27 protein-coding genes are annotated in these 26,887 nt (G+C 55.6%); 20 read left to right on the plus strand and 7 right to left on the minus strand.

All coding sequences use genetic code 11. The features are described 5' to 3' along the window. Positions 1-57 precede the first annotated feature (57 nt). The 3 genes from hslR to mutM form a co-directional block, all read right to left on the minus strand. The gene (gene hslR / locus CDH47_RS00475) at positions 58-465 is read right to left on the minus strand and encodes a ribosome-associated heat shock protein Hsp15 (RefSeq protein WP_100637879.1); all 408 of its coding nucleotides are present in this window, start codon (positions 463-465) and stop codon (positions 58-60) included. Between the two features lie 41 nt (positions 466-506). After that, entirely contained in the window at positions 507-1,217 is a 711-nt protein-coding gene (gene yrfG / locus CDH47_RS00480) for a GMP/IMP nucleotidase (protein WP_100637880.1), read from the minus strand. 101 nt (positions 1,218-1,318) lie between these two features. Continuing rightward, positions 1,319-2,131 (minus strand): bifunctional DNA-formamidopyrimidine glycosylase/DNA-(apurinic or apyrimidinic site) lyase, encoded by an 813-nt coding sequence (mutM, locus tag CDH47_RS00485; protein WP_100637881.1) that lies wholly within the window; start codon positions 2,129-2,131, stop codon positions 1,319-1,321. 160 nt (positions 2,132-2,291) lie between these two features. Here mutM and CDH47_RS00490 point away from each other — a divergent pair, with 160 nt between their 5' ends. Next, positions 2,292-3,470, plus strand: coding sequence for a DesA family fatty acid desaturase (locus tag CDH47_RS00490; RefSeq protein ID WP_100637882.1), 1,179 nt, complete (start codon positions 2,292-2,294; stop codon positions 3,468-3,470). On the opposite strand, the gene rsmD is transcribed toward CDH47_RS00490, so the two are convergent. Continuing rightward, on the minus strand, positions 3,446-4,093 hold the full coding sequence (gene rsmD / locus CDH47_RS00495; RefSeq protein WP_100637883.1) for a 16S rRNA (guanine(966)-N(2))-methyltransferase RsmD: 648 nt from the start codon (positions 4,091-4,093) through the stop codon (positions 3,446-3,448). The two genes, CDH47_RS00490 and rsmD, sit on opposite strands and share 25 nt — an antisense overlap. Before the next feature lie 159 nt (positions 4,094-4,252). Here rsmD and ftsY point away from each other — a divergent pair, with 159 nt between their 5' ends. The 8 genes from ftsY to CDH47_RS00535 all read left to right on the plus strand — a co-directional run bounded on the left by ftsY (position 4,253) and on the right by CDH47_RS00535 (position 12,396). After that, positions 4,253-5,428 (plus strand): signal recognition particle-docking protein FtsY, encoded by a 1,176-nt coding sequence (gene ftsY / locus CDH47_RS00500; protein ID WP_100637884.1) that lies wholly within the window; start codon positions 4,253-4,255, stop codon positions 5,426-5,428. Between the two features lie 39 nt (positions 5,429-5,467). After that, a complete protein-coding gene (ftsE, locus tag CDH47_RS00505) occupies positions 5,468-6,157 on the plus strand; it encodes a cell division ATP-binding protein FtsE (RefSeq protein WP_100638702.1) in 690 nt (229 codons plus the stop codon). Further along, positions 6,147-7,160 carry a permease-like cell division protein FtsX gene (gene ftsX / locus CDH47_RS00510; protein WP_100637885.1) on the plus strand — a complete coding sequence of 338 codons (1,014 nt, stop codon included), beginning with the start codon at positions 6,147-6,149 and terminating at the stop codon, positions 7,158-7,160. Before ftsE ends, ftsX begins: the two co-directional genes overlap by 11 nt. 197 nt (positions 7,161-7,357) lie before the next feature. Continuing rightward, the gene (gene rpoH, locus CDH47_RS00515; protein ID WP_100637886.1) at positions 7,358-8,221 is read left to right on the plus strand and encodes an RNA polymerase sigma factor RpoH; all 864 of its coding nucleotides are present in this window, start codon (positions 7,358-7,360) and stop codon (positions 8,219-8,221) included. Between the two features lie 227 nt (positions 8,222-8,448). Then, the gene (locus tag CDH47_RS00520) at positions 8,449-9,360 is read left to right on the plus strand and encodes an NAD(P)-dependent oxidoreductase (RefSeq protein ID WP_100637887.1); all 912 of its coding nucleotides are present in this window, start codon (positions 8,449-8,451) and stop codon (positions 9,358-9,360) included. Positions 9,361-9,365: 5 nt separating this feature from the next. Next, the gene (gene hyi / locus CDH47_RS00525; protein WP_100637888.1) at positions 9,366-10,145 is read left to right on the plus strand and encodes a hydroxypyruvate isomerase; all 780 of its coding nucleotides are present in this window, start codon (positions 9,366-9,368) and stop codon (positions 10,143-10,145) included. A gap of 102 nt (positions 10,146-10,247) precedes the next feature. Beyond that, a complete protein-coding gene (locus CDH47_RS00530) occupies positions 10,248-10,928 on the plus strand; it encodes a winged helix-turn-helix domain-containing protein (RefSeq protein WP_100637889.1) in 681 nt (226 codons plus the stop codon). Then, the gene (locus tag CDH47_RS00535; protein ID WP_100637890.1) at positions 10,915-12,396 is read left to right on the plus strand and encodes a HAMP domain-containing sensor histidine kinase; all 1,482 of its coding nucleotides are present in this window, start codon (positions 10,915-10,917) and stop codon (positions 12,394-12,396) included. The genes CDH47_RS00530 and CDH47_RS00535 overlap by 14 nt, the downstream gene beginning before the upstream one ends. 2 nt (positions 12,397-12,398) lie before the next feature. Here the strand turns inward: CDH47_RS00535 and CDH47_RS00540 are convergent, their stop codons facing one another. Both CDH47_RS00540 and greB read right to left on the minus strand, forming a co-directional pair. Continuing rightward, positions 12,399-12,680: a hypothetical protein gene (locus tag CDH47_RS00540; protein ID WP_100637891.1), complete on the minus strand. Its 282-nt coding sequence runs from the start codon at positions 12,678-12,680 to the stop codon at positions 12,399-12,401. A 298-nt stretch (positions 12,681-12,978) separates the two neighbouring features. After that, entirely contained in the window at positions 12,979-13,452 is a 474-nt protein-coding gene (gene greB / locus CDH47_RS00545; protein ID WP_100638703.1) for a transcription elongation factor GreB, read from the minus strand. 165 nt (positions 13,453-13,617) lie between these two features. Here greB and CDH47_RS00550 point away from each other — a divergent pair, with 165 nt between their 5' ends. Further along, positions 13,618-14,076, plus strand: coding sequence for a hypothetical protein (locus CDH47_RS00550; protein WP_338037985.1), 459 nt, complete (start codon positions 13,618-13,620; stop codon positions 14,074-14,076). An 85-nt stretch (positions 14,077-14,161) separates the two neighbouring features. Here the strand turns inward: CDH47_RS00550 and CDH47_RS00555 are convergent, their stop codons facing one another. Then, positions 14,162-14,422 (minus strand): acyl-CoA-binding protein, encoded by a 261-nt coding sequence (locus CDH47_RS00555; protein ID WP_100637892.1) that lies wholly within the window; start codon positions 14,420-14,422, stop codon positions 14,162-14,164. 305 nt (positions 14,423-14,727) lie between these two features. Between CDH47_RS00555 and tssB the strand changes: the two genes are divergently transcribed. The 10 genes from tssB to tssH all read left to right on the plus strand — a co-directional run bounded on the left by tssB (position 14,728) and on the right by tssH (position 26,861). Then, positions 14,728-15,222 (plus strand): type VI secretion system contractile sheath small subunit, encoded by a 495-nt coding sequence (gene tssB, locus CDH47_RS00565; protein WP_100637894.1) that lies wholly within the window; start codon positions 14,728-14,730, stop codon positions 15,220-15,222. Positions 15,223-15,287: 65 nt separating this feature from the next. Then, positions 15,288-16,769 (plus strand): type VI secretion system contractile sheath large subunit, encoded by a 1,482-nt coding sequence (gene tssC, locus CDH47_RS00570; protein WP_100637895.1) that lies wholly within the window; start codon positions 15,288-15,290, stop codon positions 16,767-16,769. A 27-nt stretch (positions 16,770-16,796) separates the two neighbouring features. After that, a complete protein-coding gene (tssE, locus tag CDH47_RS00575) occupies positions 16,797-17,201 on the plus strand; it encodes a type VI secretion system baseplate subunit TssE (protein WP_100637896.1) in 405 nt (134 codons plus the stop codon). Positions 17,202-17,346: 145 nt separating this feature from the next. Continuing rightward, positions 17,347-19,119 carry a type VI secretion system baseplate subunit TssF gene (tssF, locus tag CDH47_RS00580; protein ID WP_100637897.1) on the plus strand — a complete coding sequence of 591 codons (1,773 nt, stop codon included), beginning with the start codon at positions 17,347-17,349 and terminating at the stop codon, positions 19,117-19,119. After that, the gene (gene tssG / locus CDH47_RS00585; protein WP_100637898.1) at positions 19,083-20,099 is read left to right on the plus strand and encodes a type VI secretion system baseplate subunit TssG; all 1,017 of its coding nucleotides are present in this window, start codon (positions 19,083-19,085) and stop codon (positions 20,097-20,099) included. Before tssF ends, tssG begins: the two co-directional genes overlap by 37 nt. Positions 20,100-20,118: 19 nt before the next feature. Further along, a complete protein-coding gene (gene tagH / locus CDH47_RS00590) occupies positions 20,119-21,471 on the plus strand; it encodes a type VI secretion system-associated FHA domain protein TagH (RefSeq protein ID WP_100637899.1) in 1,353 nt (450 codons plus the stop codon). Further along, positions 21,468-22,007, plus strand: a complete 540-nt coding sequence (tssJ, locus tag CDH47_RS00595) for a type VI secretion system lipoprotein TssJ (protein ID WP_100637900.1) — start codon at positions 21,468-21,470, stop codon at positions 22,005-22,007. Before tagH ends, tssJ begins: the two co-directional genes overlap by 4 nt. Next, entirely contained in the window at positions 22,007-23,341 is a 1,335-nt protein-coding gene (gene tssK, locus CDH47_RS00600; RefSeq protein ID WP_100637901.1) for a type VI secretion system baseplate subunit TssK, read from the plus strand. The genes tssJ and tssK overlap by 1 nt, the downstream gene beginning before the upstream one ends. Positions 23,342-23,344: 3 nt before the next feature. Next, positions 23,345-24,172, plus strand: coding sequence for a type IVB secretion system protein IcmH/DotU (gene icmH, locus CDH47_RS00605; RefSeq protein ID WP_100637902.1), 828 nt, complete (start codon positions 23,345-23,347; stop codon positions 24,170-24,172). A gap of 10 nt (positions 24,173-24,182) precedes the next feature. Next, a complete protein-coding gene (gene tssH, locus CDH47_RS00610) occupies positions 24,183-26,861 on the plus strand; it encodes a type VI secretion system ATPase TssH (protein ID WP_193601541.1) in 2,679 nt (892 codons plus the stop codon). Positions 26,862-26,887 lie beyond the last annotated feature (26 nt).

Genomic DNA, 26,887 nt, shown 5'->3' on the forward strand with positions numbered 1-26,887 from the left:
CTGATTCTCCTGAATACTGGGTGCTTTAATCGGTGGGTGACGGTATAGCAGTCTGGTTCAGATGCTGTTCTGGTCCCGAAATCGTTGAATGTCGCGGCGATCTTTTTTGGAAGGACGTCTGGCCGGCGGCAATTGTGCTGCCTGCATGGTTTTGCGTTGCCAGGCAAGATCTTCCCGCTTCTTGATGCTGTCTTCGGTTTCATGGTAAAGCTTCTGGGCATCGGGTGCCCCGCGTCGACGGTCACTTATATCGTCTACCACTATCACTTTTTCCATATAACCAAGGCGCAGGGTAAGCAATGCGCCTGGTTCAACCAGCCGGCCGGGCTTGCAGCGTTGGCTGTTGTAGTGGACTTTTCCGCCTTCAACAGCTTCCTTGGCCAGGGAGCGTGTTTTGTAAAACCTCGCAGCCCAGAGCCATTTATCAAGTCTTACCCTTTGAACGTCCGAAGTGGATGCCGCCATGTCTACTCACCTGATGGGCGTATGCGCTAATTATACCGCTCTCAGCCAATAGATGGCAGTGGGAGGCTTTGGCTGGCGAACGGTCTTTGCTGATGAATGGCTGGCACAACTTCATCGAAGTGGTGCACACAGTGTATTTCCGGGTGAGTCTCATTTGCAGCTTTCTTGCTGTCAGGTGCCAGGATGCCAAGGCATTGGGCGATTCCGGCGGTTCGTGCGCTTTCCAGTACGGGAAAGCTGTCATCAACCATCAGTGTGGCAGCGGCACGGTAGGGCGCCAGCTGTTGCAGATCCTTCCAGAAGCTGGTGTCTTCCTTGGGTTTGCCCAGCTGGTGGCTGGAAACAATGCCATCCACATAGCTGTCCAGGCCTGTGCGCTGCAGTTTTAGCTCCAAAGGATCGGGGTGGCAGTTGGTTACGATGACAGACTGCAGGCCGGCTTTTTTGAGTGACTTAAGGAAGTCCGCCACGTGGGGGCGGTAGCCGATGCGGTCACTGAGCTCGGATTTTAGTCCGGTTATGTCAAGGGCAAGACGCTCGCTCCAATAATCGGTGCAATAGAAGTTGAGCGTGCCTCTTTCAGCCATGATCATCCTGATGATCTGGTCTCTGGCCTTGCCGGGGTGAATGCCATTGCGCTCGGCGTAACGTCTTGGCAGGTGTTCCAGCCAGAAATGATTGTCGAAGTGCAGATCAAGCAGTGTTCCGTCCATGTCGAGGAACACGGTTTCGAGGGACGTCCAGTTGATCATAAGCGGGCCCAGCTTTAATAATTTCCTTCAGGCTGCCGCAGTTCCCGGCCTTAGGCAAGCCGGAATTTTACGGATACGGTGCTGAAATCTGCGGTCTTGGGCTATCGCTGGCATCGTGTGCAGTACACAGTGGATCGGCCGCTCATGCGAATTTCCTTGAGCGGAGCTGTGCAGTCGGGGCAGGGTTCCCCGGCTCGGCCATATACCAGGAGCGATTGGGCGAAGTAGCCTGGCTTACCATCACTGTTCACAAAATCCCGCAGGGTGGTGCCGCCCATCAGAATGGCCGCACTGAGAATTTCCCGGATGGCCTCCACGAGGCGCTGGTAGCGATCGAAACTGATGCGTCCTGCTTTGCGTTTGGGGTGAATGCCGGCTCTAAAAAGTGCTTCATTGGCGTATATGTTGCCAACACCTACAACCACATGGCTGTCCATGATGAAAGATTTCACTGGTGTGTTCCGGTTTCGGGAGAGGTGGAACAGCAAGCGGCCATCGAACTCCGGCGACAGTGGTTCTGGCCCCAGATTCGTAATTAACGGGTGTGAGGCTGCTGAGTCGGTCCACAGCCAGCACCCGAACCGGCGCGGGTCGTTAAAGCGCAGAGTAGCGCCGGAGTCCAGTACAAGTTCGATGTGATCGTGTTTCTCAGCCGGCGTGCTCTCGGTGATGATACGAAGGCTGCCAGACATGCCGAGATGAATGATGGCAGAGCCATGGTCGAGATGCAGAAACAGGTATTTGGCCCTTCGGTCCACGGCGCGAATAACATGCCCCTCCATGCGCTCGGCAAGATCTGTCGGCACCGGCCAGCGCAGGCTGCCGTTGTGCACCTTGATGCGAGCGATAGATTGGCCCTCGCAGTGGGGGGCAATGCCGCGTCTGGTGGTTTCTACTTCGGGTAATTCGGGCACAGGGCTGTCTCCGGGTCAAATTTCAGGGTCTGATGTTGTGCAAATGTGAACGACAACAAACTTGTTTTGAAAGCTTGTTGTTTTGGCTAACACCTGTACGCTAAGCTGCCGTTATCGGCGCCTGTATGGTCGCTTCGGATTTTGAATTGAGGATTGTTTTATGTGGTTTAACGGTCTCCTTGACCTCTCGGTGGTGCAACTGATTCTGGTTGCTTTGGGCATGACCCACATCACGATTATCAGTGTAACGCTCTATCTGCATCGCCACTCGGCCCACAACTCATTGGATTTACACCCGGCGCTGAAGCATTTTTTCCGCTTCTGGTTGTGGCTGACCACAGCGCAGAATACCAAAGAATGGACAGCGATCCACCGCAAGCACCATGCCAAGTGCGAAACTGCGGAAGATCCGCATAGCCCCGTCGTACTTGGAATTAAAAAAGTTTTGTTTGAGGGTGCTGAGCTCTATGCGTCAGCCGCGACACCAGAAACCCTTGAGCGCTATGGCCAGCGCACTCCGGAAGACTGGGTAGAACGCAACCTTTACAGCCGCTACAAAACCTTGGGTATTGCGCTGATGGCCGTAATAAATCTGGCGTTTTTTGGTGTGCATGGCATCTGGATCTGGGCGATACAAATGCTCTGGATACCTTTTTGGGCGGCAGGAGTGGTAAATGGAGTTGGCCACTGGATGGGCTACAGGAACTTTGAGTGTGCCGATAATGCCCGCAACATTTCACCAATTGGCATCCTGATCGGTGGCGAAGAGCTGCACAATAACCACCACACCTACCCAAATTCTTCCAAGCTTTCGCGTCGCTGGTACGAAGTGGATATTGGTTGGGGTTACATTCGTATGTTCCAGATGTTCGGTCTGGCGAAACCCAAAGGCTATCGCCCGATTGCTCACTATGTGCCTGGCAAGCAGGAAGTAGATGTTGAAACAGTGCAGGCCATTGCCAACAATCGTTTCGACATCATGCGCCAGTACCGCAAGCGTGTTACAGAACCAGTTTTGCGTCAGCAAAAGAGCCTGATGGATGATGAGATTCGCCCCAGGTATCGCAAGCTGAAGCAACTACTGTCGCGGGAGGTAACCCTGATAAAGCCGCGAGACAAAGAGACTTTGGAGTCTGTTCTCGAAAACAACGCGGTGTTGCGCCAGATTTACGAGATGAGTCACGAGCTGCAAGTGCTTTGGCGCCAGCGCGGGCTTAAGCCGCAGGATAAGCTGCAAGCGCTGATGGAGTGGTGCAAAGAGGCGGAGGCCAGTGGTATCCGTTATCTGGAAGACTTTGCTGCCCATCTACGAGCTTACTCGCTGCGCCCTGCTGCTTGAGGAACCCTGTATAAACAGTAAGTGACCTGTCCTGCGGTTTTTTGTCGGTGTAGCTGCCAGTTGGCGGGGGTTGCCGGCGTAGGCAGGTCACTCTCATGTTCCACGTACACCCAGCCGCCCGGCTTTACCCAGCTTTGAGAATCCAGTAGTGGGAGCAGCTTTGTCAGCCAGCCCTGATGGAACGGCGGGTCCATAAAAACGATATCGAATGGTTGCCGTGTGCGCTGGCTCAGGTAGGTGTCCACATTCGCGCAAACCACTGTGCCTGCTTCAGAGCCCAGTAGTCTGAGATTGCCCCGAAGTGCCGTGGCCAAGGCGGTATTGTTGTCAACCAGCGTAGCCTGTCCTGCACCTCTTGAGAGCGCCTCTAGCCCCAAGGCACCAGAGCCCGTAAACAAATCCAGGCAGTCGCTTCCCGCAATATGAGATGACAGCCAGTTAAACAGGGTTTCACGTGTGCGTGCTGGCGTTGGGCGAACCCCGCCGGCATCGGGGAAGCGTAGCTTTCGGCTGCGCCAGTCGCCCCCGATTATACGCAGCTCTCCACCAGCTCCCTGGTTCCGGGCTGGGCCTTTTGAAGGCCTGCTGGATGGGCGCGGGCCTGAGGGTTTTCTGCGGCTCATGTGCTTGGCTCCGAAAGCGAATAGCGTTATTTGAGGCTGGAGTATCTTAGCGGAAACAGAGCCTTTCATGATAATCGACAGTAGCCTCACTTCCCCGGGACAGTCTGCTAGAATGTGCGCTTTATTTGTCCCGCCCAATCAGACAGACGGTATGATTTTATGATGGCAGAGTGGATTTCAATCGGCCTATTGGCCCTTCTTGTGTTCGTGTTTGTTCTGGATATCGCCAGCAACCGCCGCCGAGTGCCGCGGCCCAAGCCCGTGCCCCAGCGCAAACCGGAGGCGGTGAAAGGCCCTGAGCCGAAAGCGCCGGTTGAAGAGAAGACCCCGGAAGCGGCACCTGAACCTGCCCCCGAGGAGGTCGCAGAAGCGCCCAAAGTTGTTGTTCCAGAACCGGAACCAGCTCCTGAGCCCGAACTCAGTGTTTTTGAGCGCATCAAACAAGGGTTGGGCAAAACCCGTGCAAGCCTGACAGGTGGCATGGCGGATCTCTTCTCCATTGGGAAAAAGATCGACGAAGACCTGTTGGAAGAGATCGAAACCACACTGCTGATGGCAGATGTGGGGGTAACAGCTACTTCTGAAATTATTGAATCCCTTACCGACAAGCTTCAGCGTAACCAGCTTAAAGATGGTGAAGCTCTGCGTAAGGCATTGCGTGACGAACTACATGGCCTGCTAAAAGACGTTACCAAACCGCTGGACATTAATACGGGTGCCAAGCCCTATGTGATTCTGGTGGTCGGCGTAAATGGTGTGGGTAAAACCACCACCATCGGCAAGCTCACCAAGAAATTCCAGAGTGAAGGCAAGTCGGTCATGCTGGCTGCAGGTGACACTTTCCGCGCTGCTGCAGTAGAGCAACTGCAGGTTTGGGGTGAGCGGAATAACGTTCCGGTTGTGGCACAGCATACGGGTGCCGACAGCGCATCAGTGATTTTTGACGCGATTCAGTCAGGCCAGTCCCGTGGTGTGGATGTTGTGATTGCAGACACTGCTGGCCGCTTGCAGAACAAAGATAACCTGATGAGTGAGCTGGAAAAGGTTGTCCGTGTAATGAAGAAGCTCGACGACGCAGCGCCCCACGAAGTCATGCTGGTTCTGGATGCCGGCACAGGGCAGAACGCCTTGAGCCAAGCGCAAGTATTCCAACAGGCGGTTGGCGTAAGCGGTATCACCTTGACCAAGCTGGACGGCACAGCCAAAGGCGGAATTGTATTTGCCATTGCCCGCCAGTTGCAGCTCCCTATCCGCTTTATTGGTGTGGGTGAGCAGGTTGATGACTTGCGCAGCTTCGATGCAGAAACCTTTGTGGATGCACTGTTTGCAGAGTAATTTGACGCACAATCCGGAGCTTTGGAGCACCAGCGCACCATGATCGAATTTCGCCAGGTTACCAAGCGGTATGACAGTGACCATACCGCGCTTCGACAGGTGAACTTTCACCTCGGCCGGGGTGAGTTGGCGTTTCTGACAGGGCATTCCGGAGCGGGCAAAAGTACTCTGCTGAAATTGATCATGGTGATGGAGCGCCCGAGCGCTGGTGAAGTAGTGGTTGGGGGGCAAGTGCTCAATCGCCTGCCGCGACGACAGATTCCCTACATACGCCGGCATATTGGCGTGGTGTTTCAGAACCACCAGCTGCTTTTTGATCGTACGGTATTCGATAATGTGGCCATGCCAATGGAAGTGATGGGCGCTTCGCCCCGGGATGTGGGGAGGCGAGTGCGGGCGGCTCTGGATAAGGTGGGGTTGCTCAGCAAGGAAAAAATGAACCCGCTGCAGTTGTCTGGTGGTGAGCAGCAACGCGTGGGCATTGCCCGGGCTGTTGTGAACAAGCCACCCCTGCTGCTGGCGGATGAGCCTACGGGTAACCTCGACCCGGAACTGTCTGCAGATATCATGAATCTGTTCGCTCAGTTCAGTCAGGTAGGGGTAACCGTACTCATCGCCAGTCACGATCTCGCCCTGATTAACGAAATGGGCCGGCGCACCCTAACGCTTGATCACGGTAATCTGGTTGCCGGTGGCACTTCGTTGCAAGGAGTCTCCAGTGGCCGCTGAACCATCATCCAAGCCCCGAAAGTCGGTGTCAGGCCGAGGAGCCAAAGCCTCCCGACCACCCTGGCGTGAACAGGCCGAATCCTATTTTACCCACCATCGCAAAGTCGCCCGTGACAGTGCCGAGCGCATTTGGCGAACACCGGTTGCAAGTATGATGACCTGGACGGTTATGGGAGTGGCCTTGGCTTTGCCTGTAGCCCTGTTACTGTTTTTAACCAGTCTTCAGGGAGTGGGGGCCGGATGGGAGAGTGGCGCCCGTGTAACGGCTTATATGGATCTGGGCGCCAGCCTTGAGCAAGCTCGGTCACTTGCCGATGAAGTTGAGGCAGATGGCCGTGTTTCTGAGCTGGAGCTGATTGACCGTGAGCGTGCATTGGCAGAGTTCCGGGCATCCTCGGGGCTTGAGGATGCATTGGATTATCTGGAAGAGAACCCTCTGCCCCATACGTTGCTGATCACGCCCGAGGAAGGTGCACGGACCGCAGACGGTGTGGCAAGTATTGTAATGTTTATTGAAGGCATGGATGGAGTAGAGCGGGTACAGGTGGATCTGGGTTGGTTGCAGCGCCTTAATGCCATGACAGACCTGCTTGCGCGTGCGGTGTGGGCTCTGGCGATATTGCTGGCGGCTGCGGTTGTGTTGGTCATCGGCAACACTGTGCGACTGTCTATTGAAAGCCGCCGCGACGAGATTCTGGTGGCCAAGCTGGTTGGCGGTACGGATGGTTTTGTTCGCAGGCCGTTTCTGTACACCGGAGCCTGGTTTGGCCTGGGTGGCGGTGTTGTTGCCTGGATGCTGCTGCAGATTACCCTGTGGTGGTTAAGCGGCCCTATTGAGCGCCTTGCTGGGTTGTATCGCAGTGATTTCTCGCTGGGTGGTCTGAGCTTTGATGGTGCATTTGCATTGATTATTGCCGCGATGCTGCTAGGCTGGCTGGGCGCCTGGATCGCGGTTAAGCGTCATCTTGATGATATAGAGCCGGGAGAAATAGCTGGCGGCTGATGTTCAAAATTGCGGAAAAACCGTATTGAAACAGAGCTGATTACAAGGTAGCTTCTTAAGCAAGTGAAAGTCAGGGCGAATTCTCCATTTTGTTGATTTAAAACGTTTTATTTGGAAATTCGGGAACTTTTTAGGTTCTTGGTGGTCTTATCTTTATTCGCATACACTGTGCGACCGTCAAGTTCGGAGGTTAAAGCATGGGTACGAGCTTACAGCTCATAGAAAGACTGGTTCCGGGCGCTAATCTCGAGGCTTATATTCAGGCTGCGAGCCGCATTCCGGTACTGACCGTGGATGAAGAGCGGGAACTGGCCGAGCGGCTGCATTATGAAGAAGACGTAGACGCGGCCCGCCAATTGGTACTGTCTCACCTGCGCTTTGTTATTCATATTGCCCGCAGCTATTCCGGTTATGGTTTGGCGCAGGCTGATCTGATTCAGGAAGGTAACGTTGGCTTGATGAAGGCCGTCAAGCGCTTCAACCCTGAATACGGCGTGCGCCTGGTATCTTTTGCGGTGCATTGGATCAAGGCCGAGATACACGAGTTTATTCTGCGCAACTGGCGCATTGTGAAAGTGGCCACCACCAAGTCTCAGCGTAAGCTGTTCTTCAATCTGCGCAGCCAGAAGAAAAAGCTGGCCTGGTTGAGCCACGACGAGCTAAATGCGGTGGCGGATGACTTGGGCGTTGAGCCAAAAGTAGTGCGTGAAATGGAGGGCCGTCTGGCTTCCCATGACACCGCTTTTGATGGCCCGATGGACGACGATGACGACAGTGCATACAAGGCGCCGGCGTATTATCTGGAAGATCATCGCAGCGACCCGGCCGTTCAGCTCGAAAAAGCTGACTGGACTGAGGATTCCAATGGTCGCTTGATGGAGGCTCTGGAAATGCTCGATGAGCGCAGCCAGGACATCCTTCGCGAACGCTGGTTATCTGAGAGCAAGGCAACGCTTCATCAGTTGGCAGACAAATATGGCATTTCTGCTGAGCGTATTCGTCAGTTAGAGAAGAATGCCATGAAGAAGATTCGTACGCAGATGACTGAAGAAGCTGCCTGATCAGGTTGTTGATCTGAGCGTACTTTGAAAACGCCACCACCGGTTTCGGTTGGTGGCGTTTTTGTTTGTGCCTTATAGTTTGGAGTACGAAGCAATTGGGTAGGCCTCTCCAAAACACGCTGTGAATACGTCCGTGTACGCTCGGCTCCGCCATCCATGGCTCCGCACGGTTTTGGAGAGGCCTACCCAATTACTTCTTCCCGCTGCATATTGGAGACCCACTAACTATGACAACAACACGCCTTCACATCGCTTTCCTTGGCATTGGCCTCATGGGCACTCCCATGACCCGTAATCTGCTGGATGCCGGGTTTCCTATGACTCTTTGGAACCGCACCGCAAGCAAATGTGAACCGTTTTCCAGTGAGGTAACTGTAGCCGAGGGCCCCGCTGACGCAGTGCGAACCGCCGATGTGATTATCACCATGCTGGAAAACAGCGATGTGGTGGAGCAGGTGCTGGTTGCCAGTGGCGCTATGGACGCTATCAAGCCGGGTGCCCTGGTGATTGATATGAGCTCCATTCAGCCATCGGTCGCTCGGCGGCACGCTGCTCTCGCGGCAGAAAACGGCGTAGGCTATCTGGATGCGCCCGTTTCCGGTGGCACTCTGGGTGCTCAGGAAGCGCGGTTAAGTATTATGGCGGGCGGCACAGAGGAAGATGTTTCCAGGGCTTTGCCGGTGTTTGACGTGCTGGGCAAGTGCACGAGGATCGGGCCGGTTGGAGCCGGGCAGCTTGCCAAATTGGCTAATCAGGCGATTGTCGGGATAACCATAGGAGCGGTGTCTGAAGCTTTGTTGCTGGCTGCCAAGGGCGGGGCTGATCCGGCGGCGGTGCGGGAAGCGTTGATGGGTGGTTTTGCCGGTAGCCGGATTCTGGAGTTGCATGGCCAGCGCATGATCGATCGGGATTTCGCCCCCGGTGCGCCGGCGCGGATTCAGTTGAAGGACATGCGGATGATTCTGGATGAGGCTCGGGCTGAAGGGTTAACGCTGCCTTTGGCGCAACAGGTGCATAATGAATACCTGTCGCTAGTTGCCAATGGCCACAGTGATGCAGACCACAGTGGCCTGCTGCTGGAATTGGAGCATATTAACCGCGCCCGTCTTGGTGATTCTGGCGCAGGATCTAAGGAGTAACTGCCATGCCGCGTTTTGCTGCCAACCTGTCAATGCTATTCACCGAAGTGCCGTTTATGGAGCGCTTTGCTAAAGCGGGGGAGGCCGGGTTTGCGGGTGTGGAGTATCTTTTTCCCTACGAGTGGCCTAAAGAAGATCTGAGCAAGGCGCTGAACGACAATGGCTTGACTCAGGTTCTGTTCAATCTTCCCCCGGGTGACTGGGAGGCAGGTGAGCGCGGTATTGCTTGCTTGCCAGACAGGGTTGATGAGTTCCGCGCCGGGTTGGATCAGGCCATCGAGTATGCCCGGGCGCTGGGGTGTAAGCAGCTTAACTGCTTGGCTGGACTGAAGCCGGTGGAGCTGGATGACGATACGGCCTGGCAAACGCTGGTGGCGAACGTGGCCTGGGCAGCGGATAAGCTTGCGGGTGAGGGTATTACGCTGTGCATCGAGGCGATAAATTCGCGGGTTGATATGCCCCGTTTTTTCCTTGATACGTCCGGCAAGGTCATGGCGCTGATTGAAGAAGTGGATGCCGACAATGTGCGCCTGCAGTACGACATCTACCACATGCAAATCATGCAGGGCGACCTGGTGCGCTCCATGGAGTGTTTGTTGCCGTGGATTGGGCACATTCAGTTTGCCGATAATCCGGGCCGAAACGAGCCGGGAACCGGCGAGATTAACTTTTCGAATGTTTTTTCTGCTATCGATAAAATGGATTATGACGGCTGGGTAAGCGCGGAGTACCTGCCCTCCGGGGCTACGGCAGATAGCTTGCATTGGTTGCCGACCAGCAAATGACCGTCGCCATTGGCGACACCCTCTTACAAGATCGTAACTGGCCGGTGTCCTGAGTTATTCGTACTCTGTTGTTAATGTAATCCGCTATCAGGAGGGGATCCGGTGAAAGCGCTGGTAATCGAAGACGATCAGGACGTAGCAAATTACCTTGTTAAGGGTCTGAAAGAATCAGACTTCGTGGTCGATCATGCTGCCGATGGCAAAGATGGCATGATGATGGCCGCCAGTGAAGAGTACGACATCATGATTGTCGACCGCATGCTTCCAGGAATGGATGGGCTCTCTATCATCAAGACCGTGCGTGCCACGGGTAACCAGGTGCCGGTTCTTATCCTCAGTGCTCTGGGTGATGTGGATGACCGTGTTGAGGGGCTGCGGGGGGGCGGTGATGACTACCTGACAAAGCCTTTCTCTTTCACTGAGCTGCTTGCCCGAATTGAGTCGCTGGTGCGACGAAATCGCCAGTCAGCTGAAACTGAAACCGTACTGCGGGTCGCCGACCTGGAAATGGACCTGCTTGCCCGTACGGTAAAGCGCTCAGGCCAGAATATTGATGTTCAGCCCCGGGAATTCCGTTTGCTGGAATACTTGATGCGCAATGCCGGTCAGGTGGTTACCCGTACCATGCTGTTGGAAAAGGTCTGGGATTATCATTTTGATCCCCAAACCAACGTGATAGATGTTCACATCAGCCGTCTCCGGGCGAAGATCGACAAGGAATTCGAGACACCTCTACTGCAAACCGTTCGCGGTGCAGGGTACATGTTACGTGAAACTGCTTAGCCAGCTCAGGACATCGTCCTTCCAGCTTGCCCTGCTGTACATGGTGGTGTTTGCCACTTCGGTATTTTTGCTATTGGCATTTATATACTGGCGTACAGCGGGATTTATGACCGCACAGACCGACGAAACTATTGAAGCAGAAATCGCCGGGCTGGCGGAGCAATACCGGGGGCGGGGTGTAAATGGCCTGATCACGATCATTCGTGAGCGAGTTGCCCGCGATCCTAATGCAAAAACCATCTATCTGCTGACCACTGAAGACTTCCTCAAACTGGCCGGCAATTTGGAAACATGGCCGGAGGGCAGTCCCTCAGAGGGTGGCTGGGTTAACTTTACGCTTAGCTCAGCTGTAGGCTGGAAGGGGCCAGAACGTTTGGCCAGGGCACGAATATTTGAAGTTCAAGGTGGCCTTCGGCTATTGGTTGGTCGGGATGTAGATGAGCTTACCAGCCTTAAAAGGGTGATCGAAACGGCCATCAACTGGGGCATGGGCATCACCCTTGCGCTGGCACTGCTCGGCGGCTATCTGATGAGTCGCAATACCATTCGCCGGATTGAGGTTATCAATAATACGTCCCGGCGAATTATGAACGGGCACCTCTCTCTCCGTATTCCTACTCGTGGTACAGAAGACGATTTTGATCAGTTGGCAGAAAACCTGAACCAGATGCTGGATCGAATTGTGTACCTGATGGAAGGTATTCGTCATGTGTCTGACAGTATTGCTCACGATCTACGAACACCTCTTACGCGCCTTCGCAATCAGCTCGAAACCACTCTGATGTCCGTGGACAACGACGAAGCCAGGGAGCATGCGGGCCGCGCCGTAGCAGAAGCAGATCAGTTACTGGCTACCTTTAATGCGCTCTTGCGCATCGCGCGCCTGGAGACCAAGGGCAACTCTTCCGATATGAAACGAGTGGCTCTGGATGAGCTGGTATCTGATGCCTGTGAGCTTTATGAGGCACTGGCTGAGGATAAAGACCAAATGTTTGAGCAGTCTCTTCAGCCGGATGTAATCATCGAGGGCGATCGGGATTTACTGTTTCAGATGATCAGCAATTTGATTGATAACGCGATCAAATACACACCCGAGCATGGAGCTATCGGTGTGGCGGTACGAAAAGAGGGTGAGGATGCCATTTTTGAAGTAAGGGATAGTGGTATTGGAATTCCTGATGATGAAAAGGAGCAGGTGTTTCAGCGCTTTTACCGGGTTGGAAAAAGCCGCTCATTGCCTGGAAATGGCTTGGGTCTCAGTTTGGTGAGCGCTGTCGCAGAAGTTCATAAAGGCCGGATAGTGCTGAGCGATACCAATGAAAATACACAGCCGCCCGGATTGACGGTTGCTGTGCACATGCCTGCACTAACGCCGGTGCGTAAACGCATCAGAGCGATACCTGCAGGCCAGGCGCAAGAGCCAGGCAGTGCTGACGTATCTACGCCAGCAGCGGCCGATCGTACCTGAGTCTAGTGGCTTGGACGGAACCGGTTGACCTGTGACATCACTGGTGCAATCAGAGCATCAGTCCGGGTTTCAATCTGCTTGGTGATGCGCTCGATCTGAGAGCGGCGAAGGTTGATGCGTACCTGAATGCTGTCCCACTCACCTTCCAGATGCTTTTGCTCTGTCATCAGAAACGCTGCGATATTGTGGCGGTTAACTTTTCCGGTAATGCCCATCTGGTCAAGGCGAAAGCCTAGAGCGTCTACACCCTCAAGAGCGATATTCAGAAGCTTCTGTGTGTTCATTCTGCTATCTCCGTAGCTGGAAGCGGATATAAAGTTTGATACCTTTACGCTATCGGCGATCCTTAGAGTGTACAACCTAATTTTCGCCCACAGAGGCGCGCAGCCACCCTGTCTAAAAGGTAATCCATCGGCAAGAGCGTGGTAATACCGGGTGTGGAGAATAGGCTTTGTAGTAGGAGGCAAGCATTTATAGTCGTTTGCTTCCCCCTCCAGCACAGCGCTAGCCTTACCCCGTTTTTACGGGGTTTTTTTATGCCTGATGGAATGGGGCAAAGCGAAAGCTGCCCGGGCAGTTGTGCTATTTTTCGTACGTAATGGCATTGATGTACCAGGTGATTGCGCCCGCTTCCGTTCTCACCTCCGCCTCGTCACCCACTTCCTTTTTCAGAAGCGCCCGGGCCATGGGCGAATCGATGGAAATATAATCGTTGCGGTTAAAAATTTCATCGTAGCCAACGATTCGGAACTTCAGGGTCTTGCTATCGTCGTTCTCAACTTCCACCCAGGCACCGAAAAACACCCTTCCCTCTTGGTCTGGGTGATACTCCACCACCTTGAGATTGTCCAGGCAACGTCTCAAATAGCGCACCCGACGATCGATCTCACGGAGCCGCTTCTTGTTGTATTGGTAGTCTGCGTTTTCACTGCGGTCACCAAGGCTGGCTGCCCAGGTAACCTTCTTGGTGACCTCCGGGCGCTCGAACCGCCATAATTCATCGAGTTCTTTTTGAAGGTCGTCATAGCCCTGTCGGGTAATAAGGGGTGTTTTCAAGGCTGCTCCTGTTGCCCAAAAGGGCGCGTAGCTGGCGATCTGATTGTCAGTGCCAGTGAAAGTTGTCACAAAACGGTCAATTAACTGGGAAATACGGCCAGTTTGGCGATAGACTGATCGAAAATTGACACATTCCTGAAAAACGTGTCTGAGAGGCTGAATCTCATGAATCTCTTGCACCGTATTGTCAGATCGCCTGAATCGAGACTTTCCAGGTTTATCCCTGCTGCCATTCTGCTCATGGTAGCAGGGTTCGCCAGTGCGCAGACAAGCCCTGGTGATGACCCGGTGTTTGAAGTTGAGCAGCGGTCAACGTTGGACACCATCCCTTTCCGCTCTATTGCGGAAGAAGCGTTGTCGGCCACAGTGATTGAAGGTGGCCTGGCCGCGCCGGCAGAGGGCGTTCCAGTGCAACAGGCGGGCGCGGACGACTTCTACCTTGATCCCCTCGCGCTACAACCAGGCGATAGCCGGACAGATCTTGGGCGTTCGCAAATACCGGTAGAATTTCGTTTCAGCAATCCAAAATCCATTCCCGGGCAGACACACAGCAACAATTACCAAATCCGGTTGCCGGAAAATCGCACATACGAAACGCTCAATGTAAATATGAGCGAGCGCTAACAGTGGCCTGAAATCCCAACAGGTGCTTTGTTCGAAGAGGGGGAGTCCCGGCGGGTTTCTGCCGGGATCGAAAAGCGGAGACGGCTTACTTCAGGGCTTCGAGTTTGTCTATGTAGTTCTGCATGGCGTCGTCTTTTGACATGCCTTTGCACTTTTCCCAAGCGTCATACTTGGCGCGGCCAACAAAGTCCATCATGCCCGGGCGCTTGCCTGACACATCACCTTCGGTTCCCTGCTTGTATAGTGCGTAGAACTCCAGCTTCATCTCGTTGGATGGCTTGAAGTCGCCTTCCGCCGTTTGAATGTAGTTTACCGCTTCGTCGAAACGTGCTTTCAGGTCGCTCATATCAATCATCTCCTTGGTTTTTGTGATAATACTTTAAAGCTTTAACTAGGGGTTTCAGGAGTATAGCCACGACGCTGCGTGCCGTCATTGACCAATTTCCCCCAGGCTGTGGCCAGTAGGTCACAAGTACACACATGGATACAGGCGCTTTGGCAAAAGTTTGCCCGCGTGCACAGTTTGATGCTCCGCTGGCCAATTTTTGCTTGAGAAACCTGATCCATCTGTGTACAGTTTTGCCGTTGCGTGCCAGGACGGTGCGCACGAAGGACTGAACAACTGCAAATGATTTGCACAGGGAGCAAGCCATGTCGTCCAAAGACGGTTCTGTCGCGCCTAAAGAGCGCATCAATATCAAGTATGTCCCCGCCACCGGAGATCAGCAGGCTGAAACTGAGCTGCCGCTGAAAATGTTCGTTGTTGGTGATTTCAAAGGGCATGCCGAAGAAACCCCCATCGAAGAACGCAAAGCCATTTCCGTTGACAAGAACAATTTCGGTTCTGTCATGAAGGAAGCTGGCCTCACGTTGTCCACCACTGTATCCAACCAGCTGGACGAGCAGGCCGAGGAATTGCCGGTCAACCTCGAATTCCAGAATCTGGGTGACTTCTCCCCCGACAGCATTGCCCGTCAGGTTCCTGAGCTGAAGAAGCTGATCGAGTTGCGGGAAGCACTTGTTGCTTTGAAAGGCCCTCTGGGTAACGTGCCTTCGTTCCGTTCCAAGCTGCAGGAGTTGCTGGATAACGACGAAGCCCGTGAAACCCTCTTGTCTGAGCTTGAATTGGCCACAGACGGCGAGTAATCAAAGCTGCCGCCCGAGCGCGGTACACAACACCAAATATCAATCACGTACTGAAGGGATGTGGTATGTCTGATACTGCTGTGCAGCAATCTGCTGCCTCCGAATCTGTTATGGAAGGCTCGTTACTCGATCAGGTAATGGCCAATAGCCGCATGGCGCCGGCGGACGAGGGCTATGATGTTGCTCGCAAAGGCGTTGCAACATTTATTGCCAACCTGCTGAAAAGCGAAGAAAAAGGCCAGCCGGTCAACAAGGCACTGGTAGACCAGATGGTGGTCGAGCTGGATCGCAAGATCAGCGCCCAGATGGATGAAATCCTGCACGCTCCCAAGCTGCAGGAACTGGAATCTTCCTGGCGCGGCCTGAAACTGATGGTCGATCGCACGGATTTCCGCGAAAACATCAAAGTAGACATTCTGCACGCCACGAAAGCTGAGCTGTTGGAAGATTTCGAGTTTGCTCCCGACGTTACCCAAACCGGTTTTTACCAGCATATTTATTCCACGGAATACGGGCAGTTTGGTGGTGAGCCCGTGGGTGCGGTTGTTGGCAACTATGCCTTCTCACCGTCCACCCCGGATATGAAGCTGCTGCAGTATGTATCGTCTGTAGGCGCCATGGCCCATGCGCCATTCCTGTCCTCGGTTGCGCCATCATTTTTTGGTGTAGACAGCTATCAGGAACTGCCCGCCATCAAGGAGCTGAAAGCTGTTTTTGAAGGCCCCAAGTACGCCAAGTGGCGCTCTCTGCGCGAATCCGAAGACGCCCGTTACCTGGGTCTGACGTCACCACGCTTCCTGTTGCGGGTGCCTTACGATCCCACTGAAAACCCGGTGCGCAGCTTCAACTACAAGGAAGACGTCTCCGGCGATCACGAGCATTACCTGTGGGGCAACACCGCGTATCTGCTGGCCACCCGCCTGACGGAAAGCTTCGCCAAGTACCGCTGGTGCCCGAACATTATCGGCCCGCAGAGTGGTGGTGCGGTGGAAGATCTGCCAGTTCACCTGTTCGAATCCTTCGGCCAGCTGGAAGCCAAGATTCCGACCGAAGTGCTGATTACCGATCGCCGTGAATACGAAATGGCCGACGAGGGCTTTATCTCCCTCACCATGCGTAAGGGTAGTGATAACGCGGCCTTCTTCTCTGCCAACTCGGTTCAGAAGCCCAAGCAGTTCCCCAACACAAAGGAAGGCAAGGAAGCGGAAACCAACTACAAGTTGGGCACCCAACTGCCTTACATGATGATCGTTAACCGCCTGGCTCACTACATCAAGGTGCTGCAGCGGGAGCAGATTGGTTCCTGGAAAGAACGTCAGGATCTTGAGCGTGAACTGAACACCTGGATTCGTCAGTACGTGGCCGATCAGGAAAACCCGCCTGCCGAAGTACGCAGCCGCCGCCCACTGCGCGCCGCTCAGGTAACGGTTTCCGATGTAGAGGGCGATCCGGGCTGGTACCAGGTATCGCTGGCTGTGCGTCCACACTTCAAGTACATGGGCGCCAACTTCGAGTTGTCGCTGGTAGGCCGTCTGGACAAGGATTAATCCGTGTTCAGTAGTGATGCGCAACCCATGGGAGGCAGCTTGTTCGAGCGTTTGGAACAGGCTGCCGCTCCGGAAGGGCAGGGCATGAGCGAGGAAACCCATGTGGTGCGTTCCATCAAGCGCCATCTGGTTCGTCTGCTCAATGCACATCCTGGCAGCAGTGCTTGTGCGCCGGAACTGGGGCTGCTGGATTTCAATGATGCGACGCTGGGTACTCACGATTTGAGTATTCAGATTCGGAGTGCTATCCGGCAGTGTATTGAGAAGTATGAACCGCGTGTAAAACGGGTTGATGTAGTCGCCTTGCCTCAGGGGCCTGACCCGTTGCAGTTACGGTTTCAGGTAACGGTCTACCTGAATGTCGGCTCAAAAGACGACAAGACAACCATAGATTTATTACTGGATGACAAACGTTACTACCGAGTGATGTAACGAAAAGATCAGCAAACACCAAGGATGGCAGGAGCCGGTGGGGATGCTTTTCTGCAGGGAAAAAAATGTCTGAGCGCAGCGAGTTGTTTTTTCCCGGAAGAAAAGTATACCGACCGGATCATACTCCCAAGGAAGCAGTAGCTGTATGAAGTTGAATCGGTTTTACAGGGATGAGTTGAGCTTTTTAAGGCTGCAGGGGCGGGAGTTTGCCGAAGCGCATCCGCAGCTTACCCGATTTCTCTCTGAGCAAAGCACCGATCCCGATGTGGAGCGGTTGTTGGAAGGCTTTGCGTTTTTGACAGGGAAACTGCGGGAAAAAGTTGAGGACGAATTTCCGGAGCTGACTCATTCTCTGCTGAATATGCTTTGGCCGAACTACCTGCGGCCAGTCCCAAGCTGCACCATTATGCGTTTTGATCCGCAGCTGCATTCCATTAGTGAGCGGCAGCGGGTTGAGCGTCATACCGAGATCAAAAGCCGTCCTTTGGGAGATTCCACGCGCCAGACCCAGTGTCGGTTTCGTACTTGTCGAGCGGTCGATGTGTTTCCCATAAGTGTTGCCGATGCTCATGCCGAACATTCCCGGGAAGTGTCGTCGATGACCGTGGATCTGGCGTTGCATACCGATCAACCACTAAGTGCCCTGGATCTTGAGAGCCTGCGTTTCTATCTGGGTGGGGACAACCATACCGCTGAAACGCTGTATTTGTGGCTGAACCACTACCTCAGCCGAATGGAGTTAGTGGTTGGAGATTCCGTTTTCAGTCTGCCTACGTCTTTGTTGAAACCAGTCGGCTTCGCCAATGATGAGGCTTTGTTGCCTTATCCCAAGAACGCCTACTCCGGTTACCGGATTTTGCAGGAATATCTGAGTTTTCCCGAGGCGTTCCGGTTTGTAGACATTACCGGATTAAAAAATCGTTTGCCTGCAGTGCAGGCAGATGAAATCAGCCTGCGTTTTCATTTCAGCCGTATTCTGCCGCCGGATGTGCGGGTTCGGGCGGAGAATATGCAGCTTTACTGCACGCCAGCGGTGAATCTGTTTACCCATGAGGGTGAGCCGGTGGATCTTAACGGGCGTCAGACGGAATACCGGATTCTGGCATCCAGCCGGTCGCCGGATCATTTTGAAGTGTTCAGTATTGAGCAGGTGGAAGGTTGGCTGGAAGGCCGTTCGGGGCGGGGTGAGCGCCGGCTTTATACGGCGTTTGAGAGCTTTCAGCACGAAGTTGAGCGGGATCGTGGCCGCACAGCCTTGTATTACCGGGTTCGGGCCAAAGATAGCGTGCGGGGTGATGGGTTTGATCACTATATGTCGTTCGTTCGCGGTGATGAATCCGAGTGTATGGATCGCCAGGAAGCGATTTCTCTGACGCTTACCTGCACCAATCGGCAGCTGCCGCAACAACTGGCGGTTGGGGAGGTGTGTATGGCGACGGAAACCACGCCGGCGTTTGCATCGTTCAGCAATATCACCCGGCCCACGGCAACGCTGCGGCCAACCCTCGATGGCAGTTTGTTGTGGACACTGATTTCCAATCTGTCGCTGAATTATCTCTCCATGCTGGATGTGGATGCCCTGCGCACGGTGTTGCGGGTGTATGACTTCCGCGCGCTGGTGGATCGCCAGGCGGAGCGGGTGTCCCAGAAACGGCTGGCAGGTATCAGCGCCATTGAAACCAACCCGGTGGACAAGATGATCCGGGGGCTGCCGGTGCGGGGGATTCGCTCGGTGATGAAACTGGATCAGCAGGCGTTTGCCTCGGAAGGCGATTTGTACCTGTTCGGCACCGTACTCAGCCAGTTCTTTGCACTTTATGCCAGTATCAACGCATTTCACCAACTGGAAGTGGTGAATACAGACAATCAGGAACGGTATACATGGACGTTACAGCAAGGTCAGCAGCCGCTGATGTAGCCGGCCTGCAACCCGTTCTGGGCAATGCGCGGCGCTACAGCTTTTTTCAGCTGGTGGACCTGATTCACCGGCACCACGGTGACGATCTGGAAGCTGGCCGCGACGAGCCGCCACGGCAGGAGCGTATCCGATTTTCCGCCTCGGCAGGCTTAGGGTTTCCTGGTAGCGATGTGGTTTCTGCCCTGTCGCCGGAGCATGAGCACGCGCCCTATCAGATGGAAGTGAGCTTTCTGGGTCTGCACGGATCACAGTCGCCACTACCGGGATACTATCTTGAAGATCTGGCCTGGGAGGCCGGTCAGGATCTTGGCGTGCGCCGGCACTTTCTGGATTTCTTTAACCACCGGCTAGTCACCCTGTTTCACCGGTCCTGGCGCAAATATCGCTATTACGTGCGCTTTCGCCCAGGCGCGTCCGATGGATTTTCCAATCTGATCTATTCCCTGACCGGCCTTGGCGACAGCCGCCTACGGGAAGCCACGCCGGTTAACTGGTCGAAAATGCTGGCTTATTCCGGTTTGATGGCGGGTCGAAGCCGGTCTCCGGAAGTCGTCAGCGGCATTATTGGGCACTGTTTTGATCTGGACGATGTGAGCATCGAGCAGTGGGTGTTGCGCAAGGTGGCCATTGGCGAGGACCAGCAAACGCAGCTTGGCAGACGCAACGCCACCTTGGGGAATGACACCCTGGTGGGCTCTCAGGTTCGTGATCGCAGTGGCAAGTTCATTCTGCGAATTCGCAACCTGAGCCGCCAGCGTTTTGCCGACTTTCTGCCCAACGGGCAGGATCACCAGCGCCTGGTGAAGCTGGTGGAATTTGCTACCCGTGAGCAATTGGCTTACGACCTGGAGCTGCAAATGAGGGGGCAGGATATCCGCCCCATGCAGATGGGGCAGGAAATACGGCTGGGCTGGAACTCGTTTGTAACACCCGAGAAATCCCGGACCCGGCCCGCCGTGCGGATTCAGATACGCCGTTAATATGAAAAGGAATGCAATCATGGAAGAACGGCAGGTAACCAGACTGAAGCTGACGGTCACCAACCCGGGCACGACCCGCAGTGGTGCGGCTATCGAACACAGCTTTGGCCCCCGGGGCGGCTCCATCGGCACGGCCGAAAGTGATACCTGGCAGCTGTCAGCCCACCGCACCGGTGCCGTTGCAGGCCACGCGGAAGTCCGGCTTCTTGATGGAGGCTATTGCCTGATCGATCGCAGCGGTCGCACCTACATCAACAGTGCCACCCAGCCCGTGGGGCGTGGCCGCAGGGCCCGGCTGAATCAGGGCGACACGGTCAGTATTGGCCGTTATCGCATCCGGGCAGAGTTGGTAACCAATGGTCAGTCAGCCCTGCCTGAGGATCAGGAACTGGAGCATCGATCCGCCGCAGAAGACAGAAAGCTGGTGGATGTTGCCGAAGGCGAGCTGACCCGTGGCGCAGCCCGTAATCGCGATATGCAGATCGCCGATCCTCTGGAAGGCCTGGCACCGGCGGAAGCAGAAACCATCAGCGCCGACCCCATGAGGCACTGGCAGGGCGAGCCGGCGGGTATCGATCACGAGGAGAGCGCTCTTATGGCAAGCGAAGGCGCCTGGTTCGCCACGGAAACCGACGTAACGGATGAGTACCGGGAAAATCGCGATGTGGCCATGGGCCTTCCGGTAAGAGCAGGAGAGAGAGACAGGATGTCAGACATGCATAACCGCGCATCGAACGAAGGTTCGGGCGATAAGCACCACCCACAGGGCGATCAAAGCCGCAAGCACATCAGTGCCACCCCTCTGATGCAGGGCATGGAAACCGGCCTTAACTTTGCCGACAGCGACGACATGCAGTTGTTTCTGGAGGAAGCCGGGCAAACCCTGAAGGCCACCATAGATGGCCTGTTGGCCTTGCACCAGGGCGAAGACAGCCGGCATCAGGCCCTGCGCACGCGGTTGCAGCCCATTGAAGACAACCCCTTGCGCCTTGGCGGGGATTACGAAGAGACCGTGCAAACCCTCTTTGCCAGCCAGCGCAGCCCGGTGCATTTGTCGGCACCAGCTGCGGTGCAGGAAAGCCTGCAAAGCCTGAATCATCACCAGCAGGCTACCGGCGCGGCCATCAGTGAGGCGCTGGAAGCGATTCTTCATGCGTTCTCACCGGAAGCCCTGTTGCGCCGTTTTCATGGTTATCGCCGTGGTTTGCAGAAGAATGAAGATGAAGGCCGCTGGGCCTGGGATATGTACCAGCATTACTACAAAGAATTGAAATCGAGTCGTCAGCAAGGTTTTGAGCGCTTGTTTCAGGAAGTGTTCGATCAGGCTTATGACCAGCATTTGCGTCAACTACAAAGGGAGAATCTGGTGTGAAAACCTGCAAATGGAAGTTGCTGACATTGACGATGGTGCTTGTGCTTGCAGGATGCAGCACACCCTACAACGCCGTGACCAAAACCGCGAAAGTACTCTGGGACCCCAGCATTCCTGTGGGCTATCCGGAAGATCTCCCCAGCCGGGTGGATCTCACCATGGTCGCCGAGCCTGGCGTGAACCCCAATGAGTCCCTGGCACCCACGCCCATCGCCTTTCAGATTATTGAAATGCGCGATAGTTCCCTGTTGATGGCGGGTGACTTTGATCAACTGCTGAACAATCTGGAAGATTCCCTGGGCCGGAACTACATCGAGCACAGCGATTACACCCTGGTGCCCGGCCAGTTCAAGTTTGTGGAGCCGTTTGAAATCAGCAAGGACACCCGGTTTATCGGCGTGATTGCCTTCTACGCCTATCCGAACCTGTCCCAGTGGAAGAAAGTGGTCAGGGTGGATCCCATCGGTGGTCGCTACCACCTGCTGGTGAACCTGCGGGACAGGGAAGTCAAACTCAAGCGTTCGGAAGAAACCTGATGGCGGTTACTAATCGAGTGGTCTGGAGTGATGGGCTGTTTATCAAACCCCAGCACTTCCAGCAGCAGCAACGGTATCTGGAACACCAGATCAATGAGCGGTCTCTGGCGGTTTCGGATTACCTGTACGGGTTCAGCGATCTGGAATTGAACGCGGAATATCTGAGTTTCGGGCGCGTGGGCCTGGTGCGGGCCAGTGGCTTGTTCCCCGATGGCACCCGCTTCAACCTGCCCCAGGATGATGTGATGCCAGAGCCCCTGGAAATCACCGATGCCTCGGTGGCCAACCAGGTGGTGTACCTGGCCCTGCCTCTGGGCAGCGATAGCCTGGCGGAGATTGAGTGGCCAGACACCTCTGCAGCCGGTCGCTTCCGGGCCGAGAGCGCAGAGATCCGCGACCTGCATTCCATTGACGGCGATTCCCACAACATAGATGTGGCCCGGGTGGCACCGCGCCTGATGCTGGAGCGGGACGACCGAAGCGCCTACGCAGCCCTCGCCATTGGCCGGATTCTGGAAAAGCGCCCGGATGGCAGTCTGGTTATGGACCCGAACTTTATGCCCACCATGCTCAGCGTGCGGTCGGCGCCGCGATTGCAGCGCTTTGTCGGCGAAATGGCCGGTTTGATGCGGGAACGTGCGCGTAATATTGCGGAACGTGTAGGTGCGCCAGGGCAGGGCGGTGTTGCCGATGTGGCGGATTTCATGCTGCTGCAGATGCTTAACCGGGCCCATCCGAGGTTCATGCACCTGGCCCGTTTGCGTCAACTGCACCCGGAGCGTCTGTTCGAGGCCCTGCTGGAGTTGTGTGGCGAACTGGTGACCTTCACCGACGAAGGCCGCCTGCCCCGGGAATACCCGGCCTATGATCACGACCTGCCGGAAGACTGTTTTACCCCGCTGATGCAGGTATTGCGGCAATCCCTGAGCACGGTGCTGGAGCCTCGCGCTCTGGCCATTCAGCTGCAAGAGCGCCAGTACGGCCTGACGGTCGCGCCGGTTCAGGACGGCCAGCTGATCAACGGTGCCGAGTTCATTCTGGCGGTGAAAGCCGACATGCCATTGGACGACCTGCGCAAGCAGTTCACCCAGCAGTGCAAGGTGGCCTCGGTGGAAAAGATCCGCGATCTCATCAGCCTGCAGCTGCCAGGTATACCGCTGTCTGCACTGCCGGTGGCACCGCGCCAGTTGCCGTATCACGCCGGGTTTGTGTATTTCCGGCTGGACGACCAAAGCCAGGCCTGGCAGATGCTGGACAACGCCAGTGGTTTTGCCTTCCACGTGGCAGGCAGCTTTCCGGGGCTGGAAATGCAGTTCTGGGCAATCAGGAGCTAAATCATGACAGATGCACAGGTAATGGATTTACCCAATGGCAGCAGGCAGTCCGGCGGCAGTGCATTCAGTGACCTGTTGTTTGCCGATGAGCAGCCGCAAAACGGCGCCTCCGGCAGCGACTTCGATAATGACCAATTCCAGCTCCGAGGGCTGGAAGACAACCGCCTGACGGATGCCGCCACGCCTTTGCTCGGGCTGGTGATTCGCATTCGCCGGCTGGCGGATTATCGTGCTGTGGAAAGCCTCTACCAGCAAGTTGTAGACGAAGTGGCGGCTATAGACCGTGAACTGATCGAGAAGGGCTACGAACGCCCCACCGTGGTCGCCTATCGCTATGTGCTCTGCGCCTTCATTGATGAGGCGGTGCTGGGCACAGACTGGGGTGCCCACAGTGTCTGGTCGCAGCACTCGTTGCTGTCGCGTTTTCATAACGAAACCTGGGGTGGCGAGAAGGTATTCGCCATTCTGGCGCGCATGGAGCAGGAGCCGGCGCGCTACAAGGACATGCTCGGGTTTATCTACCTGTGCCTGTGCCTGGGTTTTGAAGGCCGCTATAAGGTAATGGAAAACGGCCGTGACGAATACGAACAGATCCTGCGTGGGCTGCATGAACAGCTTCAGTCGCTCAAGGAAAACGACGATTCCCAGCCTCTGGCAGACGCGCAAATCAACGTAACACCGGCCCGTAACCGGCTACGCAGCGGCTTGCCACTGTGGGGCATTGCCGGGCTGTTTGCGGCGGCCATGGTGGGCATATACAGCCTTTACAACATAGCGCTGGAAGAACGCATCACGGATGTGCTCAGCGTATTGGAACAACTACCGAAATAAGGATATCACTGTGATTCGGGTAGAACTGCCGGCGCTTATCGGGCGCCTCAACGACATTTGCCGCAATGGCCTTGAAGCCTCTGCGGCCCTTTGCATCAGCCGCCAGGGCGCAGAAATCACTCCGGCCCATTTGCTGTTCAAACTGCTGGAAACGCCGTTTTCCGACGTGCGCCAGATTCTGCAGCAGGCCGGTATTAATCACCAGGAATTCCAGCCCATAGTGGGCGAAAGCCTGAACGGCGAACTGCAAACCGCAGAGCCGTATCCGTCGTTTTCACCGCTGCTGATCGACCTGCTGCAGGACGCCTGGCTGCTGGCCTCCACCGAGCTGAACCACCGGGATTTGCGCTCCGGCGCCATCTTCCTGGCTCTGTTAATGAACGCCGACCGCTACCTTATGACCCAGGTCAGCCAGCAACTTCGGGACATCAACCGCGAACACCTACGCCGCCAGTTCAACACCATGACCGCAGGCTCCACCGAGCGCCCGGAAATGGCGCAAGGCGAAGCAGGCGCGCCTCAGGTTGAGGCAGATATGGACCCGCTCAAGCGCTACGCCACCGACTTCACAGCCCTGGCACGGGCCGGAAAGCTGGACCCGGTGGTATGCCGCGATGCCGAAATCGACCAGATGATCGACATCCTTTGCCGTCGCCGCAAAAACAATCCCATCGTAGTAGGGGACGCTGGCGTGGGCAAAAGCGCCATCGTGGAAGGCCTCGCCCTGCGCATCGTCAATGCCGAAGTCCCTGAGCGCCTGCAAAAGGTAGAACTCTGGACTCTGGATATGGGCGCGTTACAGGCGGGTGCCTCGGTAAAAGGCGAGTTCGAAAAGCGCCTCAAAGGCGTGATCGAAGCGGTAAAAGCCTCAACCACCCCCATCATCCTGTTCATCGACGAAGCCCACACCCTGATCGGTGCCGGCAACAGCGAAGGCGGCTCCGACGCCGCCAACCTGCTCAAGCCCGCATTGGCCCGTGGTGAACTGCGCACCATTGCCGCAACGACATGGCGCGAATACAAAAAGTACTTCGAAAAAGACCCGGCCCTCAGCCGCCGCTTCCAGCCAGTCGCCCTGGACGAGCCCAGCCCGGCACAAGCGGTACACATTCTCCGTGGCCTGCGCACCGTATACGAAAAGGCCCACCAGGTACTCATCGCCGACAGCGCACTGAAAGCCGCCTCCGAAATGTCCGCCCGCTACCTGGCCGGCCGACAGCTCCCGGACAAAGCCATCGACGTACTGGACACCGCCTGCGCCCGGGTCAGCCTCAATCTGAGCACGCCACCGCGCCAGCTCAGCCACGTGCGCAGTGAACTGCACCAGCTCTCCATGGAACAGGAACTGCTGAACCGTGAACACACCCTCGGCCAGAGAGTGGATACCGACCGGGAAGCCGAACTGGAACAGCGCATTGCTGAGCTGAACGAGCAAGCTGCCGAACTGGAAGAAAGCTGGAGCACCCAGCGCGACATGGTCGCCCGCCTGGTAGATATCCGCGAACAACTGCTCAACCCGGCGGACGTTCAGGAAACGGTTGAAGACGGCGAAACCGTTACCCAAGCCGACAACGAAGCTAACTCCCAGCCCGGGCCAGAACAGCCCGCCCTGGAAGAACACCCTGACCTGCAAAGCGAAGCCGCCGCCCTCGAACAGGAACTGGCTGAACTCCAGGCCGACGAACCCCTGGTGCACGCACGGGTAGACGCCCACCAGATTGCTGAAGTCATCGCTGATTGGACCGGCATTCCCGTCAACAGCATGACCACCGACGAACTGGAAAAAATCACCCACTTACCGGCGTACCTGCAAGCCCACATCAAAGGCCAGAACACCGCCATTGATTGCCTGCACCAGCATCTCCTAACCGCCCGCGCCGACCTCCGCCGCCCCGGCCGCCCCATGGGCGCGTTTTTGCTGGTCGGCCCCAGCGGCGTAGGCAAAACCGAAACCGTGGTACAGCTGGCCGAACTCCTCTACGGCGGTCGCCAGTTCCTCACCACCATCAACATGTCCGAGTACCAGGAGAAACACACCGTCTCCCGCCTCATCGGCTCACCACCTGGCTACGTCGGCTATGGCGAAGGCGGCATCCTCACCGAAGCCATCCGCCAGAAACCCTACTCAGTGGTGTTACTCGACGAAGTAGAAAAAGCCCACCCCGAAGTCCTCAACCTCTTCTACCAAGCCTTCGACAAAGGCGAATTGGCAGACGGCGAAGGCCGGTTGATCGACTGCAAAAACGTGATTTTCTTCCTAACCTCCAACCTCGGCTACCAGACCATCGTCAACCACGCCGAACACCCGGAGAAAATCGAAGAAGCCCTCTACCCTGAACTGGCCGACTTCTTCAAACCCGCATTGCTGGCAAGAATGGAAGTAGTGCCTTATTTGCCTCTGGGCGAAGACACCCTAAACCGCATCGTCGGCGACAAACTGCAACGCCTGGCACAACAAATCCGCGATCGTTACCACACAGAAGTGGTGATGGAGGAGGGCTTGGTAGAAGCCATAAGAAGCCGAGCAATAAGAAGCGAGAACGGCGCGCGCATGCTGGAATCGATCATCGAAGGTGAGCTGTTGCCGCCGATCTCGTTGGCATTGCTGGAAAAGCTGGCGGCAAAAGAACCAGTTAAACAAGTAACCCTGGGCGTCTCCGAAAACAAGTTCTCAGGCACCGTCGCATAGGGCAACCGAGATCTAGCGCAGCGTGG

It is taken from the genome of Marinobacter salexigens (genome assembly GCF_002806945.1).
In the GTDB taxonomy this organism is placed as follows: domain Bacteria; phylum Pseudomonadota; class Gammaproteobacteria; order Pseudomonadales; family Oleiphilaceae; genus Marinobacter; species Marinobacter salexigens.